We start from the raw sequence: 24,985 nt of genomic DNA on the forward strand, positions 1-24,985 counted from the left end.
GAACCTTCGATTTTTAGCAAGCGCTGTGATGGATTCGCGGCGCTTGCTTCTCTGTTGTTTGTGAGAAAATTATGGATAAGACGATCTCCACGTCCCATGCTGACACGCATCCGAGTGAGCTGTCGGCAGAAGAACTGATTGCCCAAGATGTGGGTGCTCGCTTGCCAACCGGAATCATGGAAAAGCTGATTGCCGGCTTGGCGTTACTTTGGTCTTTGTTTCAACTTTGGATCGCGTCTCCGCTGCCATTTATTGTCGGTTTAGGTGTGATGAACGATACCGAAACGCGCGCCATTCACCTTGGCTTTGCCTTGTTGCTTGCCTTCCTTGTCTTCCCGGCTTTTAAGCGCTCCCCGCGCGATCGTGTTCCTGCCTTTGACATCATGTTGGGTTTGATTGCTTGTGCGTCTTCGCTGTACTTGTTTGTTATGTACGAAGCACTAGCACAACGTCCGGGCAGCTTAACCACTGAAGACTTTGTTACCGCATTGATTGGTTTGCCTCTGCTTTTAGAAGCGGCGCGTCGAGTATTGGGCCCAGCATTGCCTGTGATTGCGTTGGTGTTTATCGGCTACAGCTTGGCAGGCCCATACATGCCGGGTTTATTGTCCCACCGAGGCGTGCAGTTGGATGCGTTGGCTAACCACCAGTGGATCACTACTGAAGGTGTGTTTGGTATTGCACTTGGCGTATCGACCAGCTTTGTATTTTTGTTTGTTCTGTTTGGTGCGTTGTTGGAACGCGCTGGAGCAGGGCACTACTTCATTCAACTGGCATTTAGCATGTTGGGGCACTTGCGTGGTGGCCCTGCAAAAGCGGCCGTCGTTGCCTCGGGCTTAACGGGTTTGATTTCGGGCTCGTCCATCGCCAACGTAGTGACCACGGGGACGTTCACTATTCCTATGATGCGCAAAGTGGGTTTCTCTCCAGAGAAAGCCGGTGCAGTGGAAGTGGCTTCATCGGTGAATGGACAAATTATGCCACCTGTTATGGGCGCTGCGGCATTTTTGATGGTGGAATACGTTGGCATTCCTTATGTTGAGATCATCAAACATGCCTTCTTACCTGCCGCAATTTCTTACATCGCCCTTCTTTATATTGTCCATCTAGAAGCGCTCAAGTTGGGCATGCAGCCAATTGATGCCGCACGCTCAAAACCTTGGCTAGCAAGGCTAACGGGATTTGCATTTGGCGCGGCGTTGATTTCTGGATTGTCGATGGCGGTCTACTATGGTTTAGGATGGTTGAAGCCAGTATTGGGTGACTTTGTACTACCGGGGATGGCGTTGATTCTGGCAACGGTTTACTTGGCGCTGCTAAAAGTCGCCGCAAGTAATGAGCCGCTACCAGAAGAAGATCCAGATGCCCCGCTAGAACAGTTACCAAATACGCGTACAGTCTTGCTGTCTGGCTTGCACTACCTACTGCCTGTGGTGGTTTTGGTGTGGTGTTTGATGATCGAGCGCTTGTCTCCAGGGTTGTCTGCTTTTTGGGGTAGTGTGATTCTGGTGGTGATCGTTCTGACTCAACGTCCTCTGCTGACTTGGATGCGTAAAGACGGCAAACACGATTACGGTAACTTCAAAGACGGTTGTATCGATTTGCGTGAAGGCTTGATTGCTGGCGCGCGCAATATGATCGGCATTGGCATCGCGACCGCCACCGCAGGCGTAATTGTTGGTGCGGTATCGCAAACGGGGGTTGGCTTAGTATTGGCTGATTTGGTTGAGATGCTGTCGATGGGCAACTTGCTACTAATGCTGATGCTCACGGCGGTATTGAGCTTGATTCTAGGCATGGGCTTACCAACCACGGCGAACTACATTGTGGTATCAAGTTTGTTGGCGCCTGTTATCGTCACGCTAGGTCAACAACACGGTTTGATCGTACCGTTGATTGCGGTGCACTTGTTTGTGTTTTACTTCGGCATCATGGCGGATGTAACGCCGCCAGTGGGTCTGGCTTCGTTTGCTGCTGCAGCGGTATCGAAAGGCGATCCAATCAAGACGGGCTTAACCGCGTTTTACTACAGTTTGAGAACCGCGGCTTTGCCGTTCCTGTTTATCTTCAATACGGACTTGTTGTTGATTGACGTGGATTGGGCGCACGGTATCGCCATCTTTGTTATCTCTACTATTGCGATGTTGATATTCGCTGTTGCGACGCAAGGTTGGTTCCTAACTCGTAACCGTTGGTACGAAGGCGTTCTGTTATTGCTGGTGGCCTTTACTCTGTTCCGTCCAGGATTCTGGATCGATATGGTGGTGGATCCGTACCAATCGAGCAATCCTGCTCAGTTGGCACAAACGCTTGAGCCGCTAGAAGAGGGCGGTGTGCTGAGAATGCGCATCAGCGGTGAAGATGCAGTAGGTAAGATGCGTGAATTCTCGGTGTTGTTGTCGGTTCCTGAAGGGGAAACCGGACAAGATAAACTGGACGCACTTGGCATAGCGACTTATCAGCAAGGTGAACAAACCCTGATTGATATCGTCAGCTTTGCTAGCCCTGCAGAGGCGGCAGGATTGCAGTTCGACCAACAGATTGTCGATGTGCGTGTGCCAGTTGAGCGTTATCGCAAAGAGTGGATGTGGATTCCGGCAATGTTGCTGTTTGGTGTTGTGATTTGGCTACAACGCCGAAGAGTAAATGCGCAGCTTGCTGCAGCACATTGATAGTGAGAGATAAATAACCATAAAGCCTCGTTAGAGTTAAGACTAACGGGGCTTTTTTCTGTATGGAATATTCGTCATTTTTGTTGTCATGTCATGTCATGTCATGGAATGATTAGTGCTCCCTATGCTTTATGTACGTTGATAGCCAAGCATTTCGAGGTTGCTTGGCTATTAAAGAGTGTGAATATCTTTGCGCACCTTCTGAACAAATAATCAACGCTCAAAATCGGATCTTAACCTTGCAGATCATCTTATTGTCCGAAGATAGAAAAATCCTACACTGATCACAAAATTGAACACTTGGACAATATAAATGAGCGACGATATCGCGAAGAAATCCTCTTCGAAATCCAAACTGACCAAAATCCTTTTCCTTCTCGTTTGTGCAATCGGCTTCGGTGCGATGTACTGGTCTTGGCAATATTCTGATGGTCACCCAAGTACGGAAGATGCCTATGTAAGAGCTAAAATCCTGTCTGTCGCTCCTCAGGTTCAAGGCCAAGTCATCTCAGTAGAAGCTAAAGACTTCCAAGTGGTGAACAAAGGCGACCTGCTATTAAAGATTGATTCTCGTCCTTATCTGCTTGCAGTCAAACAAGCGAAAGCGGCTTACCAATTGGCGGTTCAACAGCATGATGTAGCCGACAAGCAAGTGACTGAAGTGGTGGCGGGATTGGATGCGGCGCGTTCTAACCTGACCGAAGCGCAGTTGGAATACAAACGTACTAACTCGTTAGTGAAACGTAAGTTGGCGTCTGACCAAGACCTTGATACTGCGAAGAACAAACTCGCTAATGCACAAGCTGGTCTAGAGCAAGCACGAGCAACAGTTGAAAAAGCAATCGCAAATCGTGGTGAAGAAGGCGCAGAGGCGGCGGTTGTTCAACAAGCAGCAGCGCAACTCGCGCAAGCGGAATTGAACTTGAGCTACACCGACATTACTTCTCCAGTCGACGGCATTGCCGGTGAAATCAACACTCATACGGGTTCGGTAGTAAGTATCGGCCAAACACTGTTCCCTGTGATCATCAAAGACAGCTACTGGGTGCGCGCGAATTTCAAAGAGACTGACTTAACTCACATCAAAGCAGGTATGCACGCTGAAGTCGTGATCGACATGTATCCAGACGTCGTGTGGGATGCAAAAGTGGAAGAACTGTCTCCAGCAAGTGGTACCTCTTTCTCTTTGATGCCACCAGAAAACGCAACGGGTAACTGGGTGAAAATCAAACAACGTTTCCCTGTGCGTTTGACGCTTGAAGTGCCTGAAGGTGCGCCACAATTACGTGTGGGTGCAAGTTCTGAAGTGACTGTTGATCTGAAAAGTAACGCACAATGAGTAACGAGATTACGGCCGACAAACGGGGAATAGCCACCGTCGCCGTGATGCTTTCGGCCATCATGGTGCTGATAGACATGACCGTTGCTAACGTGTCGCTTTCACACATGATGGGCGCATTGGGCGCAACGGCAGACCAAATCACTTGGGTGCTAACTGGCTACAGCATGGCTGAGGCGATCTTCATTCCGATGACCAGTTTCTGGGTATCGCGATTTGGTGAGCGCAAAGTCATGCTGGTGGCGGTCATCGGCTTTGTGATTGCCAGTGCTTTCTGTGGTCAAGCGGGTTCACTCGAAGAGATGGTGGTGTTCCGTATTATCCAAGGTGCGTTTGGTGCCTCGGTGATTCCACTGGCGCAATCGACATTGGTTCAGATTTACCCTTCCGAGCAAAAAGGCAAGGCGATGGCGATCTTCTCCATCGGTATCTTGCTTGGTCCGATTTTAGGCCCGGTAGTGGGCGGTGTGATTACTGACAACATCAACTGGCGTTGGATATTCTACGTCAACTTGCCATTTGGCTTGGTGTGTACTGCGCTGATCTATCGCTACATCCACATCAGCAACAAATCCAAACCGAATTTCGATTGGTGGATCATTGGTTATATGGCCCTCGGGGTCGGTGCGTTGCAGTTCGTGCTAGACAAAGGTAACGACGAAGACTGGTTTAACTCCCGCATTATCCAAACAGCAGTGCTGTTGGCGATCATGGGCTTAATCATGTGGCTCTACCGCAGTTGGAAGACCAAGAGCCCTATTGCGCCTCTGTGGCTCCTCAAGGACAAAAACCTCATGGTCTCGTCCTTAATGATGGCGGTGGTGTCGATGGCGATGTTCGGCTTGACCACCCAGCAGCCGATGTTGCTCGAAAGCTTGTTGAACTATCCAGTGTCGACCACGGGGATGTTGATGGCTCCAAGGGGGTTAGCGTCCGCTTGTATGTTGATATTGGTGATTGTGATTAACCCACAATTTGACCCAAGGTTGAAGATTGTATTTGGCTTAACTTGCATCGGCATTGGCAGCTACTTGATGACCTTGTACTCGACAGAAATAGACACTTTCTGGATTGTGATGCCAAGTATGATTCAAGGTATGGGCTTAGGTTTAACCTTCTCGACTTTGTCGACGCTGGCTTACATGACGTTGCCAAAAGAGCAGTCGGTGGCTGGGGCGAGTATTTTTAACTTGTTCCGAACTATTGGTAGCTCATTTGGTATTTCCATCGCTACCACATACCAGTATCGTGATGGTCAGCAGCAATGGCACGCTTTGGGAGAAGGCTTTAATCCTTACAACCCAGTGTTGCATGACTGGGCTGCGAAACAAGGATTATCGATCACCGATCCTGCCGCCTTGGAGCAGTACCAAAGTATGCTCCATCAGCAATCGCAAATGGTCGCGTTTGTGCACACTTTCCAGTTGGTGGGGGTGATGTTCGTAATCATGATGCCGATGCTGGTGTTTATCCGCTCAAGGTAGCGTTGAAACTGAAGCTAAACAAAAGCGCCTTTAACTCTTCTGGTTGAAGGCGCTTTTTTCTATTTGACGTCTGCGTATGAGAATAGGCAATTAACTGAAAGTTACTTCGCTGAAATGTGGGTTGTCGGTGAGTGCTCTCATTGCGATCAACTGCTCGGTTGGGAACGAAGTCCGCTCACCTGCAACATCCAAAAATAAGCATTCTTGTCGCTCCATATCGTAACCGGTATCGAATGCGCTACCTTGGTGTGTCTCACCATTCTTCAAGGTAATCTCAACTGGCAACTTAAACATACAGGCGATTTCAATAAAATCATATTGACTACATGTCACCATAACTTTCTCCTTTCGTTCTCTTTTATCAGACCGATAAAGGGTAAGAACTCATCTATGAAACCTACTCTCTATTTTACGCCTAATTGGAGGACTTCCCAAGTAGACCAAAACATACCAGCCTATCTTTAAGATCACCGTTTCCCCTTTACAAGTAGGAGTCGATGCGTTGAAAGAGAACTTAATGTTGCATATGGAGTGAAAAAATTAGCCGTAGAAAAATATGTGAGCAAGATAGAAAAATAAAGGTATAATATGATGACGCTTCAATAATATTCCTCTCTCTTTAACCAACTCTCTTGCTCCTTATAACAAGAATTTTACTGGTCATTTATTTATTATAATTCCAGTAAGTCGTTATTTTTCTGTGATCTCTCGCGTGACTAAATTTCTAAGTACAATTTTTTGATACTTGCCACCTAATAAAGTAGCCTTTCAATAGAAAACTTTTACTAAAAAACCTAGCGAACTTAATTTTACGCATCAAAACAATTATACTCATCGCATACTGATAAGGCTTGCAATAACTGGTTGAAGCTTAATCTACATGGGTAAAAACTCATCGGTTAATGCTTGGTAAAAAGTCTCATCATTGAAACACATTTAATAGATAGAAATTGCTGAAATTATTTGGAACCGGCATCACAAGAGTAGGACTCTCTTGAATATATCATCAGGGATGCTGAAAAATTAAACAGGCATTGTTAGATGAATAATTCTGCAACGTATTTACTTGCTGCTTTACGAGAAAAAATTAAAGAGAAAGGGATTTGTTATTCCGATCTCTCTGCTGGAATGGGGATTCCGCTATCAACTATCAAAAGACAACTTCATAACACGTCTCTTGGATTGGATAAAATACTCTCGTTTGCTACTCATTTAGATACGGATTTGGTTGAATTATCTATGCGAGCGAAACAGCTTCAACAAGAGAATGAACAATTCATTACTGATATTAATAGCGAGATATTTAATCAGTATCCATATTTGTTTGATTTCTTATATTTGTTGCGTCGTAAAGAGTGGTCACTACAAGATATTTTGAGTAAATACCAACTTACTCATACATCTCTTACCTTGTATTTAAGAGCCTTGGAAATGATGGGTTACATTGAGTTAAAAGGTGATGATCAATACCGTTTTAAAGACCAAGGTCGTTTTATTTTTGAAGAGGGTTCCACGCTCGATACTTTGTTCGCTAAGCGTTTTCGAGACGAAGTGTTTAGCCATGACGTGCGACCACCAATCTGCATGGGACGCATAGCCATTACTGAGGAACAAGAAGAGAAACTGGCTAACGAGGTATACAACAAGCTGATTGAGTTTGATGTACAGAACAAGAGTGGGGAAGGCAGCAAGCGACTCCGAAACGTGTTGATGACCTATACGCCAGGTAAGCAAATTTTTCTCTCAGATACCATTCCAAACATTGACGGTGAGTTATTAAAAGCCATATCGATGGCGAATGAAAAATAGTGAATATTTAATCACAAAATAAAGAATTTATATGAAGTGGATGTGTTTGATAATGAATGCATCAAAGACCCACTATTACCCAAAATTAATGACCTGTTATTTAAATAGGCCAAACGAAGAAGAGACAAATTAACCGATCTCTTCTCAAATCCAAAAGTGAAATAAATAAGGCTGAATCTTCATCATCGAAACTCGGCAGGGCACGTCTCGACCTTTTTTCGCCTGATCAGGACCAAAAGCCAATAAATGAGGGATATAACATGCACTTTAAGACTTCTTTGTGTGCGATTGCTGTCGGGGTTGCTCTAACACTTAGTGGATGCAACAGTAGTGATAATGATTCTAATGTGGATGCACCATTGAAAGCGGCTGAATTCCATAACACCATTGATCGTGCTGGTGTGCCAGTGGCACTGCGTGATTTGCATGGTGGTCACCTTCGCTACATTCCTATGTTCGATAACGGTTCTTGGCATGGACACACGCTAGACACCAAGGGGGGTGAAATCACCCTAGGTGGTACGGCGTTGTTAACTGAAGAGTACGTGTCATTCATGGCAGCACGTTTCGACCGTTTGGCGCTAACGGTGGATGGCGAAGCTATGCCGCTTAAGCTGACAGAAGCGTATTCACAACCTGGCGCGCTGATTCAAAAGTATACGGGTGATGATGGCATCGAAGCAGAATTGGAAATGCGCTTTGTAACAGATCGTACGTCTCTTGTGAAAACGACGATCAAGAACCCGAACAAGCTGGCTATTCAAGGTGAGTGGGACGGTGAGTTGATGGCGGATTACCGTGCTGACGATGGTGAACTATACAAAAACAGCGACAGCACAGTACGCAGTGTTGAAGATGCATACCCTACTTACTCACGTGAAATTGCCGCGACAGAAAATGGCGTAGAAGTGTCTTTTGGCGCGGTTCGTGACTCTTGGTCTCTACTGACTTCGGGCGATTCTAAGTTTGAAGTGACACGCTCTATTAAGCCAGAAACATCTACCATTGATGATGATAAGAAAGGCTTCGTCCAAACGGCTGAGCTAGGAAATGGCGAAGAAATCACGCTATATACGGCTTACACGCACGTTCAAAACACCCAAGAGCAAGCGTCTGAGTTTGCGAAATTAGACGACGTGATGGCCGATCCAAAAGGCTACATGCATGAGTCGGCAATGCGTTGGGAAGAGTACTTAGAAAATGGTTTGACCAATGATGCTGCTTCTAAAGAGCATGAGTTCGTTGCAGTAAAAGCGATGGAAACACTTAATGCAAACTGGCGTGGCGCAGCGGGTGCAATTGACCATGACACGGTGACACCATCGGTAACCGCTCCTTATTTCTCAGGTAACATGACTTGGCCGTGGGATACGTGGAAGCAAGCTTATGCAATGTCACACTTCAACCCTGATGTGGCGATGGAAAACATCCGTACTGTGTTCCAATATCAAGTACAGTCTGATGATCCTGTTCGTCCTTGGGATGAAGGTTACCTACTTGACGTAGTGACATACAACTTACCAGCAGAGCGCTGGGAGGGTATGTCGGCGGAATACAAAAAAGTATTCCCTCAAGCTACCGATGGCCTGAACTGGAATGAGCGTAATACTAAACCATCACTTGCTGCATGGGCTGTTTGGGAAGTGTATACCGCGCTAAAAGATGAGCATAACCGTCCCGAAGAAGCTAAAAAGTGGCTAGAAGAGATGTATCCGAAGTTGGTGGCATTCCATGATTGGTGGCTACGCGCTCGCGATACAAACAAAAACGGCATCCCTGAATACGGTGCAGCGAAAGACCCAATTCATACCGTATTTGAAGAGGATCTGAACGACGGCTCTTGGGGACCAGATGCTTCTATCGATGATATGAAGTTCTATTACAAAGATGAAGCGAGTGGTTCTGACTGGATTAGCGAAACAGGTATCGAGAAGTACAACGAGCTACTAACATCCGGCGATTACACCGCAATGAGCATCCCTGCAAAAGTAGCGGCAGGTTGGGAATCGGGTCGTGACAATGCAGGCGTATTCGGTTTTATCGATACCATCGATGACCTACAAGGTAAATCTGCGTTGCCAACGCAAGAAGAAGCTGAAGTGATCGACCAAATGGGGCGCTACGCACACAATACCAACGGTTTCGACAACACCTACGATATGGTAATGGGTACAGATGGTTCTGTTGTGACTTACCGTGATGATTCGGCTGTGAACATGGATAAACTGGCTCAGGCGAAGAAAGACTGGGAAGTGAAATTCAATGAGAACACGGATGAGTCAAACAATCTATCTGGTTACTCGCTGATGCAAGAATCAGTTGACCAAGCGTCTTACTGGTACTCTGATAACCTGTACCTATCGCAAATTGCAGAGGTTCTGGGTAAAGCAGACAAAGCTGCTGAGTTTAAAGCGAAAGCGGATGACACTAAAGAGTACATCAATCGTTGTATGTTCGACGACGCGACAGGGTTCTACTATGACATTGAAGTGGTACCGGGCGGTCTAAGCAACCAGTGTGCTGGTCCAATGCTAGTGAAGCGCGGTATGGGCCCTGAAGGTTGGTCGCCACTATTCAACAATGCAGCGACGCAAGAGCATGCAGACAAGGTTGTGAAGAACATGCTCGATACCAGCAAGTTTAACTCACCTAAGATCCCGCTAGGTACTGCATCAATGGATAACCCAGCATATGGTCCGGATATTTACTGGCGTGGTCGTGTGTGGCTGGATCAGTTCTACTTTGGCGTACGTGGTATGGACAACTACGGTTACGGTGTAGAAGCGCGTCAAATGGTTGATAAGCTATTCCAAAACGCACAAGGTCTAACGGAAACAACGCCGATTCAGGAAAACTACAACCCTGAAACGGGTGCTGTACAGGGTGCAAACAACTTCTCTTGGAGTGCGGCGCACTTATACATGTTGTACAACGGCTTTGTTGGCAAGTAAGACTCACTTGTTACTTACAGCGTGAAGATTTGAGCGTTGCAGATGACCCCCCTAGCATCTGCAACTGCTTAATTCTCTTCAATTAGGCTCAATAAGATCAAACCGGACAGTGAAAACTGCCCGGTTTTTATAGAGTTAAAGCACTATTTTTATCTGTTTTTCTAAAAGTTGTATGCGATAAAAACTGCGCTACAACACCACTTCTCTTTAAAACCTAATGGTTTATCTCCCCGCATTTCATTCTGTCTATTTTCAATAAATAACATTTATAAAATGATCATTTAACCATCTTGCAACAATGCATATGCTGCAAGTATTAGTGAGGTCATTTACATTCATGCAAAAGTATTAGAGTTACTTCCAATCTCGCCGTTATTCAATGGTACTGAGCCAACGTCTTTCCAACACTCTATTCTGTCCCTTGAATCTTCCTCACCCTTAAGAGCGTATTGATAAATACCTCACTTTCTACGTTGTCAGCATGACGTGTTGCGATGCAACACCATCCAGGAAGGTGACATGAACTGTTTACAGACCAGCCTTTATAACTTGCTAGAAGATAATAACTTTGTGCCATCTAATGAGTACAAAGCCTCTATTGCAAGCTATCTTTATTCGGATACTTCCCTTACGCCAAAAGCGATGAATGAACTCACTCAAGAGATTTTTCAGAGCAAGCAAACCATGGCGTATTATCTGTTGCACAACGCGATCAACGAGGAAGAAGGGGCTGAGCGCCTCAAGATGATTGCCAATCGTTATGCGCAAGGAGAAATGAAGCAACAGATCATGCTCCACTACCAAAACGACAGAAATCACTCCGCGATGTATGCCAGCTTAATTCCGTTGACGGGCTATCAAACCGAAGTCTATCAGGAGGCCAAATCGAGTGATTTTAGTAATGTGAGCCACTTTCATGATGATATTAAAATCCACCTTTTCCGAGCTCACTCTGTCGAACTTCGTTCTTGGTGTTTATTGGTTTCTCAACTGAGTTTTATCGATCAATCCGATGTGCCTTACCTGAAAGAGATGCGCCCAACGATCCAGAAGATACTGGATGATGAGATGAAGCAGGTCTCCTACACGGCTCAACATGTTAGTCAGTGGCTGGAAGAAGATCCTTCACTGTGCCAAGCCTTCACTCAATGCATGAACCACACTTATCGAGAAACTTGGGACTATCTAGCTTCGATGGCTGAGTTTATGCGTGATAGTGCGCCGTATTTTATGGTTTAAGCACATCGCATTTGAAATTTAAGAGAGACTCAACGTTGTTTGTACTGCGTTGGGCAATAGCCTCTGTTCACACCTGGTGAGCGCAGTTTTAAGTGCTTGGTCTTCCTGCCGGTGACTCGATGTCGCCAAAGCTTAAAACTGTTCGGTTGTAAGTGGCGGCGCATTAAGTTGATCACCCCTTTCTCGTCCAAACCAAATTGATGCTCGATGGCTTCAAATGGGGTTCTATCTTCCCATGCCATCTCAATAATTCTTGATAGCATGTCATCGCTAAAGGTCATTCGCTAATCCTGTTTTGCTGTTGGACATACACATACGTAACGCGCAGCGATTCGGGTTCATTGAGGGGGATTTTTAGTAGAAAACTGATGGCTTTCTGGTGCGTTATTTCTGTGGTTTTAGCTCGACCACATTGCCTTCTGGATCTTCCAAGTAGACAGATCGCCCGAAGCCTTGAGCACCATATCTTTCAGTAAACTCTGCAACATGCACATTGTTTTGGTGTAAGTAAGACAGCAGCTCTTTTTCTTCGAAAGGTGCAATCTGAAGGCAAAAGTGGTCAAGGTTACGACCATTTTGGCTGGGCGACTTTCCGCCTAGTTTCCCAAGTTCACTATCGACCGTCACCAAATCAATGATCGCCATTCCTGCACGAAGCTGAGTTAACCCCAAGTCTGGTAACTCACGCTCTATTGGGCATCCTAATATACCTCGATAAAAGTGCAGCATCGCGTCGAGATTGTCTGTTCTTAGTACCACGTGGTCGAGCGCTTTTACTTCAATTGGATTGCTCGGATTTTCCATGACGTTGCCCTTTTTTCTATGATGAGAAAAGTATACGCACTAAATCAATAAGCTGATCGCCAGAGCCAGCATGACAAAGCCAATGATGAATTCCAAAATCTGCCAAGAACGCGCATGTCTGAAGATCGGGATAAGCAGTTTGGCGCCATAGCCTAGGCTGAAAAAGAACACGAAAGAGGCACAAACAGCACCTATCGCAAACTGCCATTTATGCGGTTCGTATTGAGTGGAAATAGAGCCCAGCAATACCACTGTATCAAGGTAAACATGCGGGTTTAACCATGTGAATGCCAAGCAAATCAGTGCTGTCTGCCATGCACTTTTTGAGGCATCACCTTCAGGGTTCATTACGTGTCTTTGTGTGAATGCAGAGCGTAAGCTACTGATGCCGTACCAGGTTAAGAATGCTGCGCCAGCGTAACGCGCAATTGTCTCGATCAAAGGAAGCTGAGTTACCAAGTAACCGAAACCCGCGACACCAAGAGAAATTAAAATGGCGTCAGACAAGGCGCATAAGAAGCACACTAAGAATACATGATGCTGTTTGATGCCTTGCTTTAAAACAAAGGCATTTTGCGCTCCAATAGCCAGAATTAAGGAAATGCCCAGCGTAAAGCCCGCAAGATAGGTGGTCATTTTCTCTTCCTTGAATTGTGACCAAATCAGGTTTCAAACCATAACCTTGTCGGCAAATTGCTGCAAGGCACAGAACAGAGACTTACTAAAATTGTTTGATGGCGTTGATGCGTCGTAATTGTGAGAGTTGCGATCAATTTGCATCGTGTATTTACCCTAATCTGGCGTTACCAGTTACAATATGCACGTCCATATGAATAAGGGAAAAACGATGAAAGCAGTTTGGTTAGCTGCCGGTGCAATGGCACTGAGCGGATGTTCTGCAATGAATTCAGCAAATGATGTATCTCGCCCATCAGCAGAGATGTTTCCAGAAATGGAGAACATGACAAAGCATGTTTTCTATGTAGATCCAGCAATCAACGAAGCAGATAAGCGCGTAGAGCTGGTGGTTGGTAAAATGATGGAAACAGACTGTAACCGTGTATCTTTAGGCGGCTCTGTAACTGAACATACATTGGAAGGTTGGGGCTACACCTATTACCAAGTAGATTCTTCAGCGGGTGGTGCTATTTCAACGCTAATGGCTTGTCCTGAAGATATGGAGAAGGCAGAAACGTTCGTGCAAATGCCGACTCGTGACTTGTACCGTTACAACAGCAAGCTACCAGTCGTGGTTTACGCTCCAGCTGATTTGGATGTCGATATTCGCGTATGGGCTCCCGAAGAGTGATCTTGAAGCCTAGCAAAGCGGCTCTGATTTTAAGTGGCTTGTTAGTGTTAGCGGGTTGTTCATCGTCTGCGCCTGAATTCCAATATCAATGTAATGATGGTCAACAGTTCGCTGCTAGCTTTACGGAGGATGCAGCGCTGATCAAAGCCAACAACGGAAGCGTTATAGAGCTAAAACAGGTTCGCTCTGCTTCTGGCGCGAGGTACCTATCCGATGATCATATGTTGGTCCTTCACATCAAAGGTGACGAAGCCATTTTGCTCGTCAACGAGATATCTCAAAGTACTTGCCGCATTAAAAAGTAATCGCGTTAGTGAAAGGCTTGGTTCAGAGCCAAGCCTTTTTTCATGTGCCGTTTGAAGATGGGTTTAGCCTTAGAGAGCGAGTTTGTTGTTTCGTGTTCACAACCCCCTCCAGCTCCCCCTTGTATTGACATGGTTTGCTTGGCATTGAAGTTTCGCTTTTAAGGGGGAGGGCTTTTCTTTTATGTGGTTATTTTTGTGCCTTTGCCTTGCGGACTTTCTAGCTTTCGCAATTTCTAGCAGCGAATGCAGTTGGTCCCTCCCCTTTACCTGAGTGAGTTTTGTAGCCTCCGAAGTTAATTAGGAGGGGGGCCAATTTTGGACTAAGAAGACTCGAGATTGACAAGGCTGCAGTTGAGTACCTTAAAATCTTCATTCCGAGGAGCCTAGGCGACATCAGGAATCTCTTTTTGACGCGCTCAAACAGTTCTCATGTGTTTTGCTCTTCGAAGCTGAAACCAATGGACGCTAGGAAGGGGGCTCATAAAAATTAACAAAAAAAGGTTGGTACTAGGCCAACCCTTTCTGATGCTTAAGCATTCAATTGTTCCAACTGGATGCGTAAGTTTCTTAGCGACAACAGAGTTAAAGAGTAATTGTCTGATCAGTAAACTGAATTTTCTCTATATTTGATAGGATATTAGAGCCATCGCGGTTATCGATGCGATCGACGAGTTGAGTTCTGTTATTTCCTAATTTTTCTATTGTGTATTCAGTTTTTGGGCCATGTACTATGACGGTGTTTGACCCAGAGTTGCCAGTAATGGTGTTATCGTGATGGTTGATTTCAATATTGCTGTTTTTCGAACCTGACAGCGTCAATTTCGTCAGATATTGTGAATGATAGGTATAGGGTGTTGTAGCATCGAGGATCATCTTAAACGTCCCTTCAAACGAATCTGAGATATAAGCATCGTACGTTAACACTGGCGAGAAGATTTGCTCCGTGATGTACTGAGCGTTCGGATCATCAGTCACAAAGTCTTGACGGTGTTTAACGTTGTACATCCCCCACATACCAGCGCCATCGTATGCTCCCCAAAGTCCGTAATAGCTATCAATCACCGCTGCGAAATATTCTTGATCTACACTGACTTCTTGTTGCCATTCTTCTAATGTCTCAGCGGATGGATTATAGGCGTTGTGCAACGACTGCTTTTGAATTGCGTTTAACTCTCTCTGGAACTCGGGTAAAGCAGTAACACCACCCTCGGGAGCATTGAGTACTCCGATGCCGTAATCGTGTACCAAGTGAAGAATCTCTTCATAAGAAGCATCGCGGTGGTTCGCAAAATCTTGGTTCACGTACCAAGCTCCTCCCTCGACTTGGATTTCCTCTTCAAACAATGGTTGTCCATCTAAGTCATCGTTGTATTTTGGCTCGTCGTGATAGTTCATCAGTTTAAGAATGGCACCATTGTTTGCCATCGTGTTTGCGATCTTGAGTTTTTGTTCGACTGTTCCGTATTTGCTGCCTTCGATGGGTGTTAGGTAGTGATTCAAGACATTGACGGCTTTGACTATCTGATAATTTGATAATCGATTCATGATCAATATATGGATTGATTTTCCGTTCGGCGCCTTGACCGAAACATATCGGTTGTAACCCGCTTTTGAGTAAGCAGAAAATTGACTTGGAACAGGTTCAACCTTGATGCCATGAACAACAGAAGAGGATGGTCCAGTAGTAGGGGGAGTTGTTGGCGTCGTATTGTCTGAGCTGTTACAGCCGGAAAGTAATATGGTTGAAGCTAAAATGGTGAGAGGTATTGTTTTCATCATTAGTCTCGCTTTTTTACATTGAACCACCAATGTAATTGAACGTCGTTTTATTTTGTTTGATAGCGAGTGGTATTGGACAGTTCAATACAATCTCTTACAAGGTATGAGGAGAGAAGGTTATGAGAAGCAGATTCACTAACATGTGCCAACAAAAAAGGGTTGGCACTAGGCCAACCCTTTTTCATTCTTAGACGTTTAATTATTCGTAATCAGACGCGTAAGTTTCTTCGTAAGTGTGTGAGTAAAGCTCGAACAAGTTACCAAACGGGTCTTCCATGTAGATCATTTGAGCTTGTTTGCTGTCGTCTTCTGGGTGGTATCGCATGATGTCCATGCGAGCTTTACCACCAAACTCTTCAATACGTTTGATTGTGTGTGGGAACTGCTCTTTCGCTACTTGTAGACAGAAGTGGAAGATGCCTAGACGAGAGAAATCTACTTCGTGACGCTCTTGACGCTCTTTCATTTCAAACAGCTCAACACCGATGCCGTCAGATGTCACAAGGTGAGCGATGTTGAAGCCTTTAAAGCCTTCACCGAATACGGCTATACACATACGACCGATTGCCGATTCGCGCTCTTCGATAACTTCTGTGTTGTTCATTACGATGCGAAGACCAAGCGCTTTAGTGTAGAACTCTACTGCTTTGTCCATATCGCCAACCATGATGCCTACGTGATTCATTTTCATAATTCTGCTCCAAAAACTGTGATGATTAATTCGTGTTTCGTTTCGATGGAGGAGAGTATATGGAGAATTTCTGATTACATGAAATTATCAATAATTTTCAAAATAATAACTTTTTGTTATTAACATCTCTTAGGCATCACTCGTTTTATTTTTAGTTAGGCATAAGACTGACTGACGATGAGCTCTCTTAGCCATTTATGGCTTGGGTCGTTATCAAGCTGTTTGTTCCAGAGCAAGAAGAATGCCCCAGGCTCTAGTTCGAATGGTAGCGGTTTGATGACAATATCAGAGGCTTCCTCAAAGATGCGGATGCATCTATACGGGTAGGTGAGTAATAAGTCACTTTTTTCGCAGAGTTTTATCGCACTGGATACGTCAGACATGTTGACGGCATTATTGATATGAAGACGCTGCATTTCTAGTACTTCATGCAATAACCAACGAGAAATCCCCCCGGTGATCACTAGAATGTGTCGGTACTTTAAAAAAGTGTCGAGGCTCCACTCCTCCTCTAATGCTGGATGTCCTTTTCTCATAATACACACAGGAGTATCACGCATTAATTCCGTATAGCTAAGCGAATCAGGTATCGTCTCCACGTGCTTTTTAGCACGGCTGTCGAACTCAAAAATGCCCACCCCAAAATCGACCTCTCTTCTCTGCAGTCGTGCGATACTATTGCTGCTCCAATCATTACTCTTGAGAGTGATGTTAGGCGCACAAGATAAAGCTTGAGGTAGAAAACGTGGATAGATGGTAGTGTAAGCCGTTTCGATCAGATCGATATGGAAAACACGTGTTGAGTTTTCTGGATCGAACTCCTCAGGTTCACAAAGCTGATCAATTTGCATCAGGATTTGTTGCAGCTTGCTTTCTAATGCCAACGCTTTTGGGGTCGGCAATAAACCTTTGGATTCTCGCTCGAATAAGGGGTCATCAAACTCCTGGCGCAATTTAGTAAGCTGTTTACTGACGGCCGATTGAGATAAGAATAGCTTTTCTGCGGTTCTGCTCACGCTGCGCTCTTGCAGTAAAACGTACAGACAAATCAGCAGGTTCATATCATTTTTGATTAAGTGGGATAGATTTATCATGATATTCCTATCATTCAACTTACAAATTGAGGGGTATGAATAGAAACTATATCACTTAATTGAATTGAGCCAGAAATACTGGCTCGTTGCCCACTTAATGAATCAAACTGTTGAGGTATTGGCTAAGCTCTTTCCTAATCTCTAGCTCTGCTTCTGACAGGTATTTCGGTATGTGTTTATCAACCACGGCAGTGTTTTGTTCGCGAGCAGAGTTTCACAAGTCAATCAGCTAACGCTTCAATCGCTTGCTGCACCGACACAAAATGGATTTTGATGATGCAGCGCTGTGCTTGAGCAAACTCGTGTTTTTGAATCAGCTCTGTCACTTGCTGCACGTTCAATGTTTGTGGCAATAGGCCTAATTCCACCGTGTTATGGCTACCCGTTTTTAATGCAAAGCAGTGGCCTTGTGTATCAATCACAATGTCATCCTGACCCCAAATCAAGGCTTGGCATTCGGCGTTTAACTGCTCTGGCGAAGCCAAATACACCAGTTCGTCGTCACCATCGAGTTTGAGTAAACAAGGCCATGTGATCATTGCGTTACCTTAATATTGGAGTAGGTCATTTGAAGTCGTCTACGCTAAATAAGCGACGTAAGGCAAGTACGATACACAAAGCCTTAAGAGAGCAAAAGGCTTTGTGCCTTGCTGTGTATTTAAGAGCTTTAGCTTCGCGTTTATAGAGAGAGGCTAGGCGTACTTGCCAATGATGCCGAGCAAGTCTTCCACTTGATGCGCCACATAATCGGGCTGGGCGTCCCAGTGCTCTGGTTGAGCGCCGCTGTACGCCGCTGCTACGGCAATCACTTTGCAGCTGCCACCCAAGTGATGCTCGATATTACGTGCAAACTGCGTGTCTGCCTCGTGGTCACCAATGTACATCAGCAGTTGTTTATCAGAGTGCCCAAAGATGGACTCGATGCATTTAATGCCGCCAAAAGGGTCCGGTTTTTGATGCCTATTAGATACATCATCGTAGCCCACGATAGCTTTAAACGGTGCATTGATTTGGTTGGCGCTGAGTACGTTACGAATGTTGGATTGCGAGTTCTGAGAGCAGACGCCGTGTGGCAGGTGTTCGAACGCGTTCACTACCTCGGTAATGCCACTGAATAGATTCACTGGTGTTTGGTTTTGCTCTTGGTGCTCAGCCCACATGGTGCCCGCGATGAGCATCTCATCATGGGACAGACCATAGTAGTTTACGTACAGATCTTGCCAGTTTTTCGCCCCGTGATTGGCATGATGGTAATCTGCTTCACTGCGTAGGTATTTCGGTAAGTTATCTCCGGTTAGATGCGGTGCTACAACGGACAATATCGCTTTGGTGATGTCGATATTTTTCGGAACAGAATTTACTAGGGTGCCATCGTAATCCCACAATACGGCGTCTAACTTCATGCAAAACCTTTTGATACAGCGAAGGGTGAGTAGGTTTAAATCTTGCCAGTCTTAGTGGGGAGATAATCAGATCTTGCTCATGTTTTCATAAGCTTGCTTTGAATCGCTTGGAAGGGAGGGAACAAGCGAGAGAATAACAAAAAGCCAGCAAGGTGATGGTTGCTGGCTTTCTAGTGCATGCTGCGTTATACAAGGCGTTAAGCGATATGCGACATCTCATTTAGAGTGAAGGTATCTACCGCGCCTTCAGTTGCTTTCATGTATTGCGCTAGGTGCTCGTTGTCCATGTGCGTGCGCCATAGTTCACGTGATTCCCAGTTTTCGTAGAAAGTGAAATGCGCTGGGTTTTCGTTATCTTGGTGAAGGTCGTAGTTGATGCAACCTTCTTCGGCACGAGTGACATCAATCAGTTTCAGTAGCTCGGCTTTTACCAATTCTACTTGGTCTGCTTTGGCGATGATGTTAGCGACGATAGTCAATTTAGCCATGATGGAAATCCTCTGTTGATCGTGATGTATCGTGTTGACGAGGTAAAGATTAGTCGCGAATCACCAAATGATAAACAGCACAATGATTGATTTATTATCAAATATAAATTGATAATCGAACTTCAATCTTGTGCTAGCTGTGTTTAAAAACTGGACCCCGGCTGTTGTAAGAATTCCACTTCTTCTGCGGTGCTATCACGGCCTAAAATCGCATTGCGGTGTGGGTAGCGACCAAAGCGATCGATGATCACTTTATGCTTTAGTTCGAACTCGTAATTCGATTCTCGCCCCAGTGCTTTGAATAGCTTCTCTGCCTCTTCATGAATCCGCTTAGATTCACTGTGCATAAATGGCATGTACAAAAAGCTGCGTTCAACGTCCGTCAATTCTTGGTCTAAGCCTAGACGAATTGCCTCTTGCGCCAAGGCAAGCGCAAGAGCATCTTGAGCAAAAGCTTTTGGCGTATTGCGGTAAACGTTGCGAGAGAATTGGTCGAGCACGATGATCTCCCCCAGACGGCCTTGCGCTGTGTCTCGCCAGCCAAACAACTCAGATTGAGCGGCTTGTTCTAAGGTAGTGAGAAAGCGTGTTTCGATTTGTTTATCGACGTCGGCATTACTCACAAACCAGTCTTTTGGTTCCAGTTCTTCAAACCAGAAAGTCAGGATATCTTGGTACATGGTTGCTTCCCTGATAGAAAAAGAGCTAGGAGTATATAATACCCCCAGCTCTTGGTTTGGCTTATCGACCGTAAGTCTCTTGGATGTATCGCTCAAACTGCTCACACATCTGCTCGTCTGAGACCGTATTGCTCGCAAGCTCTTTGCTGCCATCCACCACTTTGATGCTGGCATTTAAAGACGCTACCGGAGCACGTTCACGAGTTTGCAGCGAAGCAATCTTCTTCTGTTGTACGTCCCATGCTTGTTCTGGCGATAGGTTACACACGTCAGCTAGATACTTAGCGTTAAAGCCCTCACCCGTTAGGCTAACGATAGTCTCGTTGTGCGATAGATGGTTACCCGCATTCCAGTAATGTTTCGCCAGTAGCGGACCAATCTCTGGGTTGTCAGTCAGGTAGCCAAACTTCTCGAGGAAGTAAGCGCGGGTCTGATAAACCGCCATGTGTGCTAGCAAGTAACCGTGGTAGGCACACGCTGCTTCATCAGACAGAAGGTGTGGAATTGCCATCAATGGGCGTGGGCTGCATTCCAAACCAAGAATTTGCTTTTCACAATCGCGAGCCAGCTTAGTGATGCGCTCTGGCGTCAGCTCTTCATCGCTTAATTGGTAAAGCGCACGTTCAAAATACGGCACAACCAAAATGCTGCGTTCTTCGTACGCTTTGAATGGCTGACGGCTGTTGATCATCGCTTGAATGATCTCATCTGGTACTGGGTTACCTTCTACGTCCAACGCGTATTGTTTGAGCCAATCGGCATCGGTCAGCAGGCTGTCACAGAACATGGATTGTGTTTCAGCGTATGCCATAGAAGTTGGTGCGAACTCTTGAGAGAAACACGGCGCGTTCATCTTCACGTTAGCGAAGTGCGCAGCGTGACCGCCTTCGTGGAACAGGGTATTGATGCCATCGTAGCCACTGCCAACTTGGTCTGGTTTAGCGTTACTGGTGAAGTTCACCTGCGCGGCAACCCATTCTCCTTGGTTGTAGAACGATGGGATAGGACCATGACAGAAACCGTTCGGGTATTTGCCTTTACGATCAAGCAGGTCTAGCGTCAGCTCTGCGCCAGAGTATTCGATGTTAAGACGACCGAACGATTCCACCCAGCGACGTAGCGACTTTGAGAACGGTACGTACGGGTCAAGGTCACGCATGACATCACCCGCGAACGAGTACACAAAGTTGTAGCCAGTCAGTGCGCTTTGACCTTTCTGCTCAGCAAGGTTTGCCAAGCTGTTTAGGTGAGCATCGCGCGTGCGCTGTTCAAAGTCATCTAAGATGCTGAACAGTTGCTCTGAGCTCATCTTTTCAGTCTTCTTCACTGAGTAATCAAAGAAGGTTTCGTAGCCCAAAGAACGTGCGAATTGATTACGCAGTTTGATCAGCTCAATAAAGCCGTTTTGCAGCAACCATTGCTCAAGGTCGAGCAGCGTTTGGTGCGCGGACTGACGCACTTCTTCGTGATTATTGGCGCGAATGGTCGACGACAATACTGGCAAAGAGCCCTCGGTTTGTTCACCGTTTTCATTGGTAAACGTCAGAACGTGGTTTTGCTTTTTCTCGAACAACTCGGCTTCAAATGCAATCAGAGCATTCTTTTGTGCTTGAGCTTGCTCGCCTTCAATCGCATGCGATTCAAACGTTGCTAACCAGCCTTGCAGACCAATTTGCGTTTGTTGCTTCTCTTGTGGATCAGCGATTGTTTCAGTCGCTTCAAGTTGTGCTTTGATAGCTGAGATTTGCTCGGCGTTGCTTAAGAAATTGGTCCAAGCGGTTTGTGCTTTTGTCGAACCATCGTGGTCGTCACTGATGCCCATGTAGGTTTCCCAAAAGAAATATTCTTTGGTGCGATGGATAGCGAGGTAACGTTGGTTTAGGTCGTTTAGGTATTCCGTTGCAGTCATTTTGATCCTTCAAATGTTTGCTTTATTGAGGTTTTTATCGTCATTGATTATGGCACGCATAAGTAGCAGAAAGGAATGCGAAATCCATTTGCCATGTTTATGGCTTGTAAACAGGAATTTACCGCACTTTTTACATGTGCAGACGTCAGTCACAAAATTTTTCCGTTTTTGATTAGTAATGGCCGTTCTCTATTTATAAAATTCGGTCTTTCGCAGTGGTGCTGAAAGTAAGGAAAACAATAATGAAAACAAGAATCGCAGCTCTAACAATGGGGTTAACCTTGGTGGGATGTTCAGCGACAACACCAACCAATGACCAAGTTTTTAATATCGAGGAAAACTGCGCCGTCATTATGAGTGAAGGAGTGACGCCAGAAGAACGTTGGAGCGCCTACAATAAGCTTATCGAAAGTTATGGCGACCATTATGTATCTGATAAGAACCGCTTGGAATTGGCTCGATGGAACTCATTTCGCCAAAAACTGATTCGTGATGAGAGCCACCAATTACTCAAAGAATTTATTGAAGTGAGTGACTGGGGCTGCGCAAATGGCAATTACCTTGAAGAGATGTACTTGTTTGTGAAGGAAACACAAGCGAGCAAATCAGAGTAAGACCTGCACCTTACTCGTCTTCATCCGATTCTTGATGCTGATTGATCTCTTTACCACACCCTAAACATTGGTTTGAGAGGTCGGTTGGCATCATGATGATCAAACCACAATGAGGGCATAAATCGCCTTGGTCGTATCGTCGCATTGTTCATCTTCTTATTATACGGTCTTTTGTTCTGTAATTTTAAACCAACCCCACAGAAATTACGACATCAACAGCAAACTAAACCAATTTGCATATACTCAATGTGTTAGCGAATACAACGGAAGGTGTCATGTTAACTCCTCATAGACTGATTCTTGGTGCTGCGTTGCTGCCTGTATTTAGCGCGTGGGTGAATGCTGCTGAGCAAACCGCAGACGTGGTGTACATCAACGCTGGTATTTATGGTCACCCAAAAGCAGACGCTGTCGCCGTGCATGATGGACGGATTGCTTTTGTTGGTGATAAAGCCAAGGCACAAATGTGGGTTGGTGAAGGCACGGAAGTGGTGGATTTGACTGATACCTACTTGTTGCCGGGTTTTGTCGATAACCACAATCATGTGTTTGAGGCGGCTTCCGAAGCAGGCGGTACGTGCTTATTGCAAGCTGGCACCTTGTTGGATGAGCAAATCCCCCAACTGCAAGACTGTAAAGAGTTTGTCCAAGATGGCGAATGGTTGATGGGGTACGGTTTTACGCTTGAAACGACCTTGTCAGAAGAAAACCAGCGCACGCCTTTGGAAGTGATCGATGAGGTATTTCCTGAGACGCCGGTGGTGTTAATGGAGCAAACCTCTCACTCGATGTGGGTTAACTCGGCTGCGCTGAAAGCGGCGAACATTGATAAAAGCACACCCGATCCACAAGGCGGTCGTATTCTCAAAGATCCGGATACCGGCGAGTTGAATGGCATCTTGCTCGATAACGCGGGTGATTTAGTGATGGGACTGGCTTGGAACAGCATGAGTGCGCAATTTGCGGTGAGCTACCAAGGTTTGTTGACCGGATTAGAAGAAGCTGCGCTCTACGGCATTACCACAATTGGTGATGGGCGAATGTACTGGAAGCGAGGTTGGTATGAAGTATGGAAAGAGAGTGAAAAACGAGGCGATTTGACCGCTCGGGTCTCTTTGCGACCATGGATCTATCCGACTGACAGCATGGACTCTCAGCTGTCGTATTTGAAAGGCATTCAGTCCGACGATACTTCTCGCTTGCTGCTGGTGAACCAAGTCAAAATGTACAGTGATGGCATCTTCATCAATGGTACAGCAAAAACCCTTGCGCCTTATCTTGATACTTACCTGCCAGATTCTCCTTATGGGCTGAATTACATTTCGCCACAAGCGATGCCTGAATGGCTAAGCAAGCTCGATAAACTGGGTTATAGCGCTCATATTCATGCTATCGGTGACGGTGGTATTCGTGAATCACTCGATGCAATTGAGAAGGTGCGCAGTCAGGGCAATCAGCGACGTTACACTTTGACGCATGTCGAGTTGGTAAACAGCAAAGACGTGCCAAGGTTCGCCAAGTTAGGTGTCACGGCAGACTTTCAAGTCGGTTCCGATTATGTGGCTTATCACGATCACCAATGGGCAGAAGCCTTCTTAGGCGCTAAGCGAGCCAGAGCCTTGATGAACCTGCGTGCGCTTTACAATGCCAAAGCTAACGTGACGTTAAGCAGCGATTGGAATGTGCATGATTTGAGCCCATTGGTTGGCATCTCCAATAGTTTGGTGATGGGCGAAACCGGATTGCCAAACGTCTCAGCTGCGATTGATGCCTACACGATTCATCCGGCTTACAGCTTGGGTTTAGAAAAGGAAATTGGCTCAATCGATATCGGGAAATCGGCAGACTTTGCTGTATTGGATCAAGACATCACCCAACTGAAAGCGGAAGACATCGCCCAAGCTCGCGTCCTCATGACGGTGTTGAGAGGGGAAGTGGTCTACGAGCAACTAGATGATGAATAAGCCGAGCGATGACTCACTCGGCTGAAAGGTAATTGTCTTGTTGAAACGTATTTAGAGACTATTGCTCAGGGTATTCGCCCATACCTTGCGTTTGCCCTTCTGCTTTCCAATGCTCGCCTGGATCAAAGGCTTCATCGCATAGATCAACGGTGTAGCCCATTTCGGTAATTTCTTTCAGGGTGAGGTTGTCAGCAATTTTGGCAATGTCGCCCGCCTTGTTCCGCAGTTCCATGGTTTCCCTCCGGTCACTGTTTGGTTGTCGGTTCAAGTCGCGCCAAGCATAAAAACTTGGGTGGCTCGGTTATAAGTATAAGCAGTGATGAAGGACTTTTTGGGTTAATAGCCATAATTTATTTAAGGTTAATTGGTCGGTATAACACTTTGGCGTCGATACCAGTTCAATATCATGGCGATAGAAGAAAAAGTGTGATTTATTGACGCCTCAATCGTG

Annotated in this window: 24 protein-coding genes; 10 read left to right on the forward strand and 14 right to left on the reverse strand. The window is 45.7% G+C overall.

Annotated elements, in window-relative coordinates; translation table 11 throughout:
• The first annotated feature begins 71 nt into the window (after nucleotides 1–71).
• The 3 genes from KIV41_RS19115 (at nucleotide 72) to KIV41_RS19125 (ending at nucleotide 5,495) form a co-directional block, all read left to right on the forward strand.
• Nucleotides 72–2,672, forward strand: a complete 2,601-nt coding sequence (locus KIV41_RS19115; RefSeq protein WP_285337464.1) for a TRAP transporter permease — start codon at nucleotides 72–74, stop codon at nucleotides 2,670–2,672.
• 313 nt (nucleotides 2,673–2,985) lie between these two features.
• Entirely contained in the window at nucleotides 2,986–4,011 is a 1,026-nt protein-coding gene (locus KIV41_RS19120; RefSeq protein ID WP_285337466.1) for an HlyD family secretion protein, read from the forward strand.
• Nucleotides 4,008–5,495, forward strand: a complete 1,488-nt coding sequence (locus tag KIV41_RS19125) for an MDR family MFS transporter (protein WP_285337468.1) — start codon at nucleotides 4,008–4,010, stop codon at nucleotides 5,493–5,495. The genes KIV41_RS19120 and KIV41_RS19125 overlap by 4 nt, the downstream gene beginning before the upstream one ends.
• Before the next feature lie 90 nt (nucleotides 5,496–5,585).
• Here the strand turns inward: KIV41_RS19125 and KIV41_RS19130 are convergent, their stop codons facing one another.
• On the reverse strand, nucleotides 5,586–5,831 hold the full coding sequence (locus KIV41_RS19130) for a Rho-binding antiterminator (RefSeq protein WP_010453422.1): 246 nt from the start codon (nucleotides 5,829–5,831) through the stop codon (nucleotides 5,586–5,588).
• Nucleotides 5,832–6,536: 705 nt separating this feature from the next.
• Here KIV41_RS19130 and KIV41_RS19135 point away from each other — a divergent pair.
• From KIV41_RS19135 to KIV41_RS19145, 3 genes are all read left to right on the forward strand, one after another.
• Nucleotides 6,537–7,304 (forward strand): helix-turn-helix domain-containing protein, encoded by a 768-nt coding sequence (locus KIV41_RS19135; RefSeq protein ID WP_285337470.1) that lies wholly within the window; start codon nucleotides 6,537–6,539, stop codon nucleotides 7,302–7,304.
• A gap of 260 nt (nucleotides 7,305–7,564) precedes the next feature.
• Nucleotides 7,565–10,255: an alpha-glucosidase gene (gene ygjK, locus KIV41_RS19140; protein WP_285337472.1), complete on the forward strand. Its 2,691-nt coding sequence runs from the start codon at nucleotides 7,565–7,567 to the stop codon at nucleotides 10,253–10,255.
• Nucleotides 10,256–10,774: 519 nt separating this feature from the next.
• The gene (locus tag KIV41_RS19145; RefSeq protein ID WP_038883555.1) at nucleotides 10,775–11,494 is read left to right on the forward strand and encodes a hypothetical protein; all 720 of its coding nucleotides are present in this window, start codon (nucleotides 10,775–10,777) and stop codon (nucleotides 11,492–11,494) included.
• A 29-nt stretch (nucleotides 11,495–11,523) separates the two neighbouring features.
• Here the strand turns inward: KIV41_RS19145 and KIV41_RS19150 are convergent, their stop codons facing one another.
• The 3 genes from KIV41_RS19150 to KIV41_RS19160 all read right to left on the reverse strand — a co-directional run bounded on the left by KIV41_RS19150 (nucleotide 11,524) and on the right by KIV41_RS19160 (nucleotide 12,934).
• Entirely contained in the window at nucleotides 11,524–11,775 is a 252-nt protein-coding gene (locus tag KIV41_RS19150; RefSeq protein ID WP_010453415.1) for a TIGR03643 family protein, read from the reverse strand.
• A 103-nt stretch (nucleotides 11,776–11,878) separates the two neighbouring features.
• Entirely contained in the window at nucleotides 11,879–12,298 is a 420-nt protein-coding gene (locus tag KIV41_RS19155; protein WP_285337474.1) for a VOC family protein, read from the reverse strand.
• Nucleotides 12,299–12,337: 39 nt separating this feature from the next.
• Nucleotides 12,338–12,934, reverse strand: a complete 597-nt coding sequence (locus tag KIV41_RS19160) for a LysE/ArgO family amino acid transporter (protein ID WP_285337476.1) — start codon at nucleotides 12,932–12,934, stop codon at nucleotides 12,338–12,340.
• Between the two features lie 211 nt (nucleotides 12,935–13,145).
• Here KIV41_RS19160 and KIV41_RS19165 point away from each other — a divergent pair, with 211 nt between their 5' ends.
• Together KIV41_RS19165 and KIV41_RS19170 are read left to right on the forward strand one after the other, a co-directional pair.
• Nucleotides 13,146–13,607 carry an ecotin family protein gene (locus KIV41_RS19165; RefSeq protein ID WP_285337478.1) on the forward strand — a complete coding sequence of 154 codons (462 nt, stop codon included), beginning with the start codon at nucleotides 13,146–13,148 and terminating at the stop codon, nucleotides 13,605–13,607.
• Nucleotides 13,604–13,912, forward strand: a complete 309-nt coding sequence (locus KIV41_RS19170) for an MliC family protein (RefSeq protein ID WP_259346562.1) — start codon at nucleotides 13,604–13,606, stop codon at nucleotides 13,910–13,912. The genes KIV41_RS19165 and KIV41_RS19170 overlap by 4 nt, the downstream gene beginning before the upstream one ends.
• Before the next feature lie 582 nt (nucleotides 13,913–14,494).
• Here KIV41_RS19170 and KIV41_RS19175 read toward each other — a convergent pair.
• The 8 genes from KIV41_RS19175 to KIV41_RS19210 all read right to left on the reverse strand — a co-directional run bounded on the left by KIV41_RS19175 (nucleotide 14,495) and on the right by KIV41_RS19210 (nucleotide 21,956).
• Entirely contained in the window at nucleotides 14,495–15,688 is a 1,194-nt protein-coding gene (locus KIV41_RS19175; RefSeq protein ID WP_285337513.1) for a hypothetical protein, read from the reverse strand.
• A 202-nt stretch (nucleotides 15,689–15,890) separates the two neighbouring features.
• On the reverse strand, nucleotides 15,891–16,382 hold the full coding sequence (locus tag KIV41_RS19180; RefSeq protein ID WP_252042227.1) for a VOC family protein: 492 nt from the start codon (nucleotides 16,380–16,382) through the stop codon (nucleotides 15,891–15,893).
• 155 nt (nucleotides 16,383–16,537) lie between these two features.
• Complete coding sequence (locus tag KIV41_RS19185) at nucleotides 16,538–17,476, reverse strand: LysR substrate-binding domain-containing protein (protein WP_285337481.1); 939 nt, start codon at nucleotides 17,474–17,476, stop codon at nucleotides 16,538–16,540.
• Nucleotides 17,477–17,697: 221 nt separating this feature from the next.
• Nucleotides 17,698–18,015 (reverse strand): DUF4144 family protein, encoded by a 318-nt coding sequence (locus KIV41_RS19190; RefSeq protein WP_285337483.1) that lies wholly within the window; start codon nucleotides 18,013–18,015, stop codon nucleotides 17,698–17,700.
• Between the two features lie 153 nt (nucleotides 18,016–18,168).
• Entirely contained in the window at nucleotides 18,169–18,879 is a 711-nt protein-coding gene (locus KIV41_RS19195; protein ID WP_285337485.1) for an HAD family hydrolase, read from the reverse strand.
• A gap of 197 nt (nucleotides 18,880–19,076) precedes the next feature.
• A complete protein-coding gene (locus KIV41_RS19200; RefSeq protein ID WP_005435368.1) occupies nucleotides 19,077–19,367 on the reverse strand; it encodes a putative quinol monooxygenase in 291 nt (96 codons plus the stop codon).
• Between the two features lie 143 nt (nucleotides 19,368–19,510).
• A complete protein-coding gene (locus tag KIV41_RS19205) occupies nucleotides 19,511–20,047 on the reverse strand; it encodes a DUF924 family protein (RefSeq protein WP_285337486.1) in 537 nt (178 codons plus the stop codon).
• Nucleotides 20,048–20,108: 61 nt separating this feature from the next.
• Entirely contained in the window at nucleotides 20,109–21,956 is a 1,848-nt protein-coding gene (locus KIV41_RS19210) for a M3 family metallopeptidase (protein ID WP_285337487.1), read from the reverse strand.
• A 242-nt stretch (nucleotides 21,957–22,198) separates the two neighbouring features.
• Here KIV41_RS19210 and KIV41_RS19215 point away from each other — a divergent pair, with 242 nt between their 5' ends.
• On the forward strand, nucleotides 22,199–22,570 hold the full coding sequence (locus tag KIV41_RS19215; protein WP_033005074.1) for a hypothetical protein: 372 nt from the start codon (nucleotides 22,199–22,201) through the stop codon (nucleotides 22,568–22,570).
• A gap of 10 nt (nucleotides 22,571–22,580) precedes the next feature.
• On the opposite strand, the gene KIV41_RS19220 is transcribed toward KIV41_RS19215, so the two are convergent.
• On the reverse strand, nucleotides 22,581–22,715 hold the full coding sequence (locus KIV41_RS19220; RefSeq protein ID WP_258070912.1) for a hypothetical protein: 135 nt from the start codon (nucleotides 22,713–22,715) through the stop codon (nucleotides 22,581–22,583).
• A 130-nt stretch (nucleotides 22,716–22,845) separates the two neighbouring features.
• Between KIV41_RS19220 and KIV41_RS19225 the strand changes: the two genes are divergently transcribed.
• The gene (locus KIV41_RS19225) at nucleotides 22,846–24,534 is read left to right on the forward strand and encodes an amidohydrolase (RefSeq protein ID WP_285337490.1); all 1,689 of its coding nucleotides are present in this window, start codon (nucleotides 22,846–22,848) and stop codon (nucleotides 24,532–24,534) included.
• Nucleotides 24,535–24,592: 58 nt separating this feature from the next.
• Here the strand turns inward: KIV41_RS19225 and KIV41_RS19230 are convergent, their stop codons facing one another.
• On the reverse strand, nucleotides 24,593–24,766 hold the full coding sequence (locus KIV41_RS19230) for a hypothetical protein (protein WP_009706819.1): 174 nt from the start codon (nucleotides 24,764–24,766) through the stop codon (nucleotides 24,593–24,595).
• Nucleotides 24,767–24,985: the final 219 nt, after the last annotated feature.

The sequence above is a fragment of the Vibrio sp. D401a genome (assembly GCF_030248515.1).
GTDB classification, from domain to species: domain Bacteria; phylum Pseudomonadota; class Gammaproteobacteria; order Enterobacterales; family Vibrionaceae; genus Vibrio; species Vibrio rotiferianus.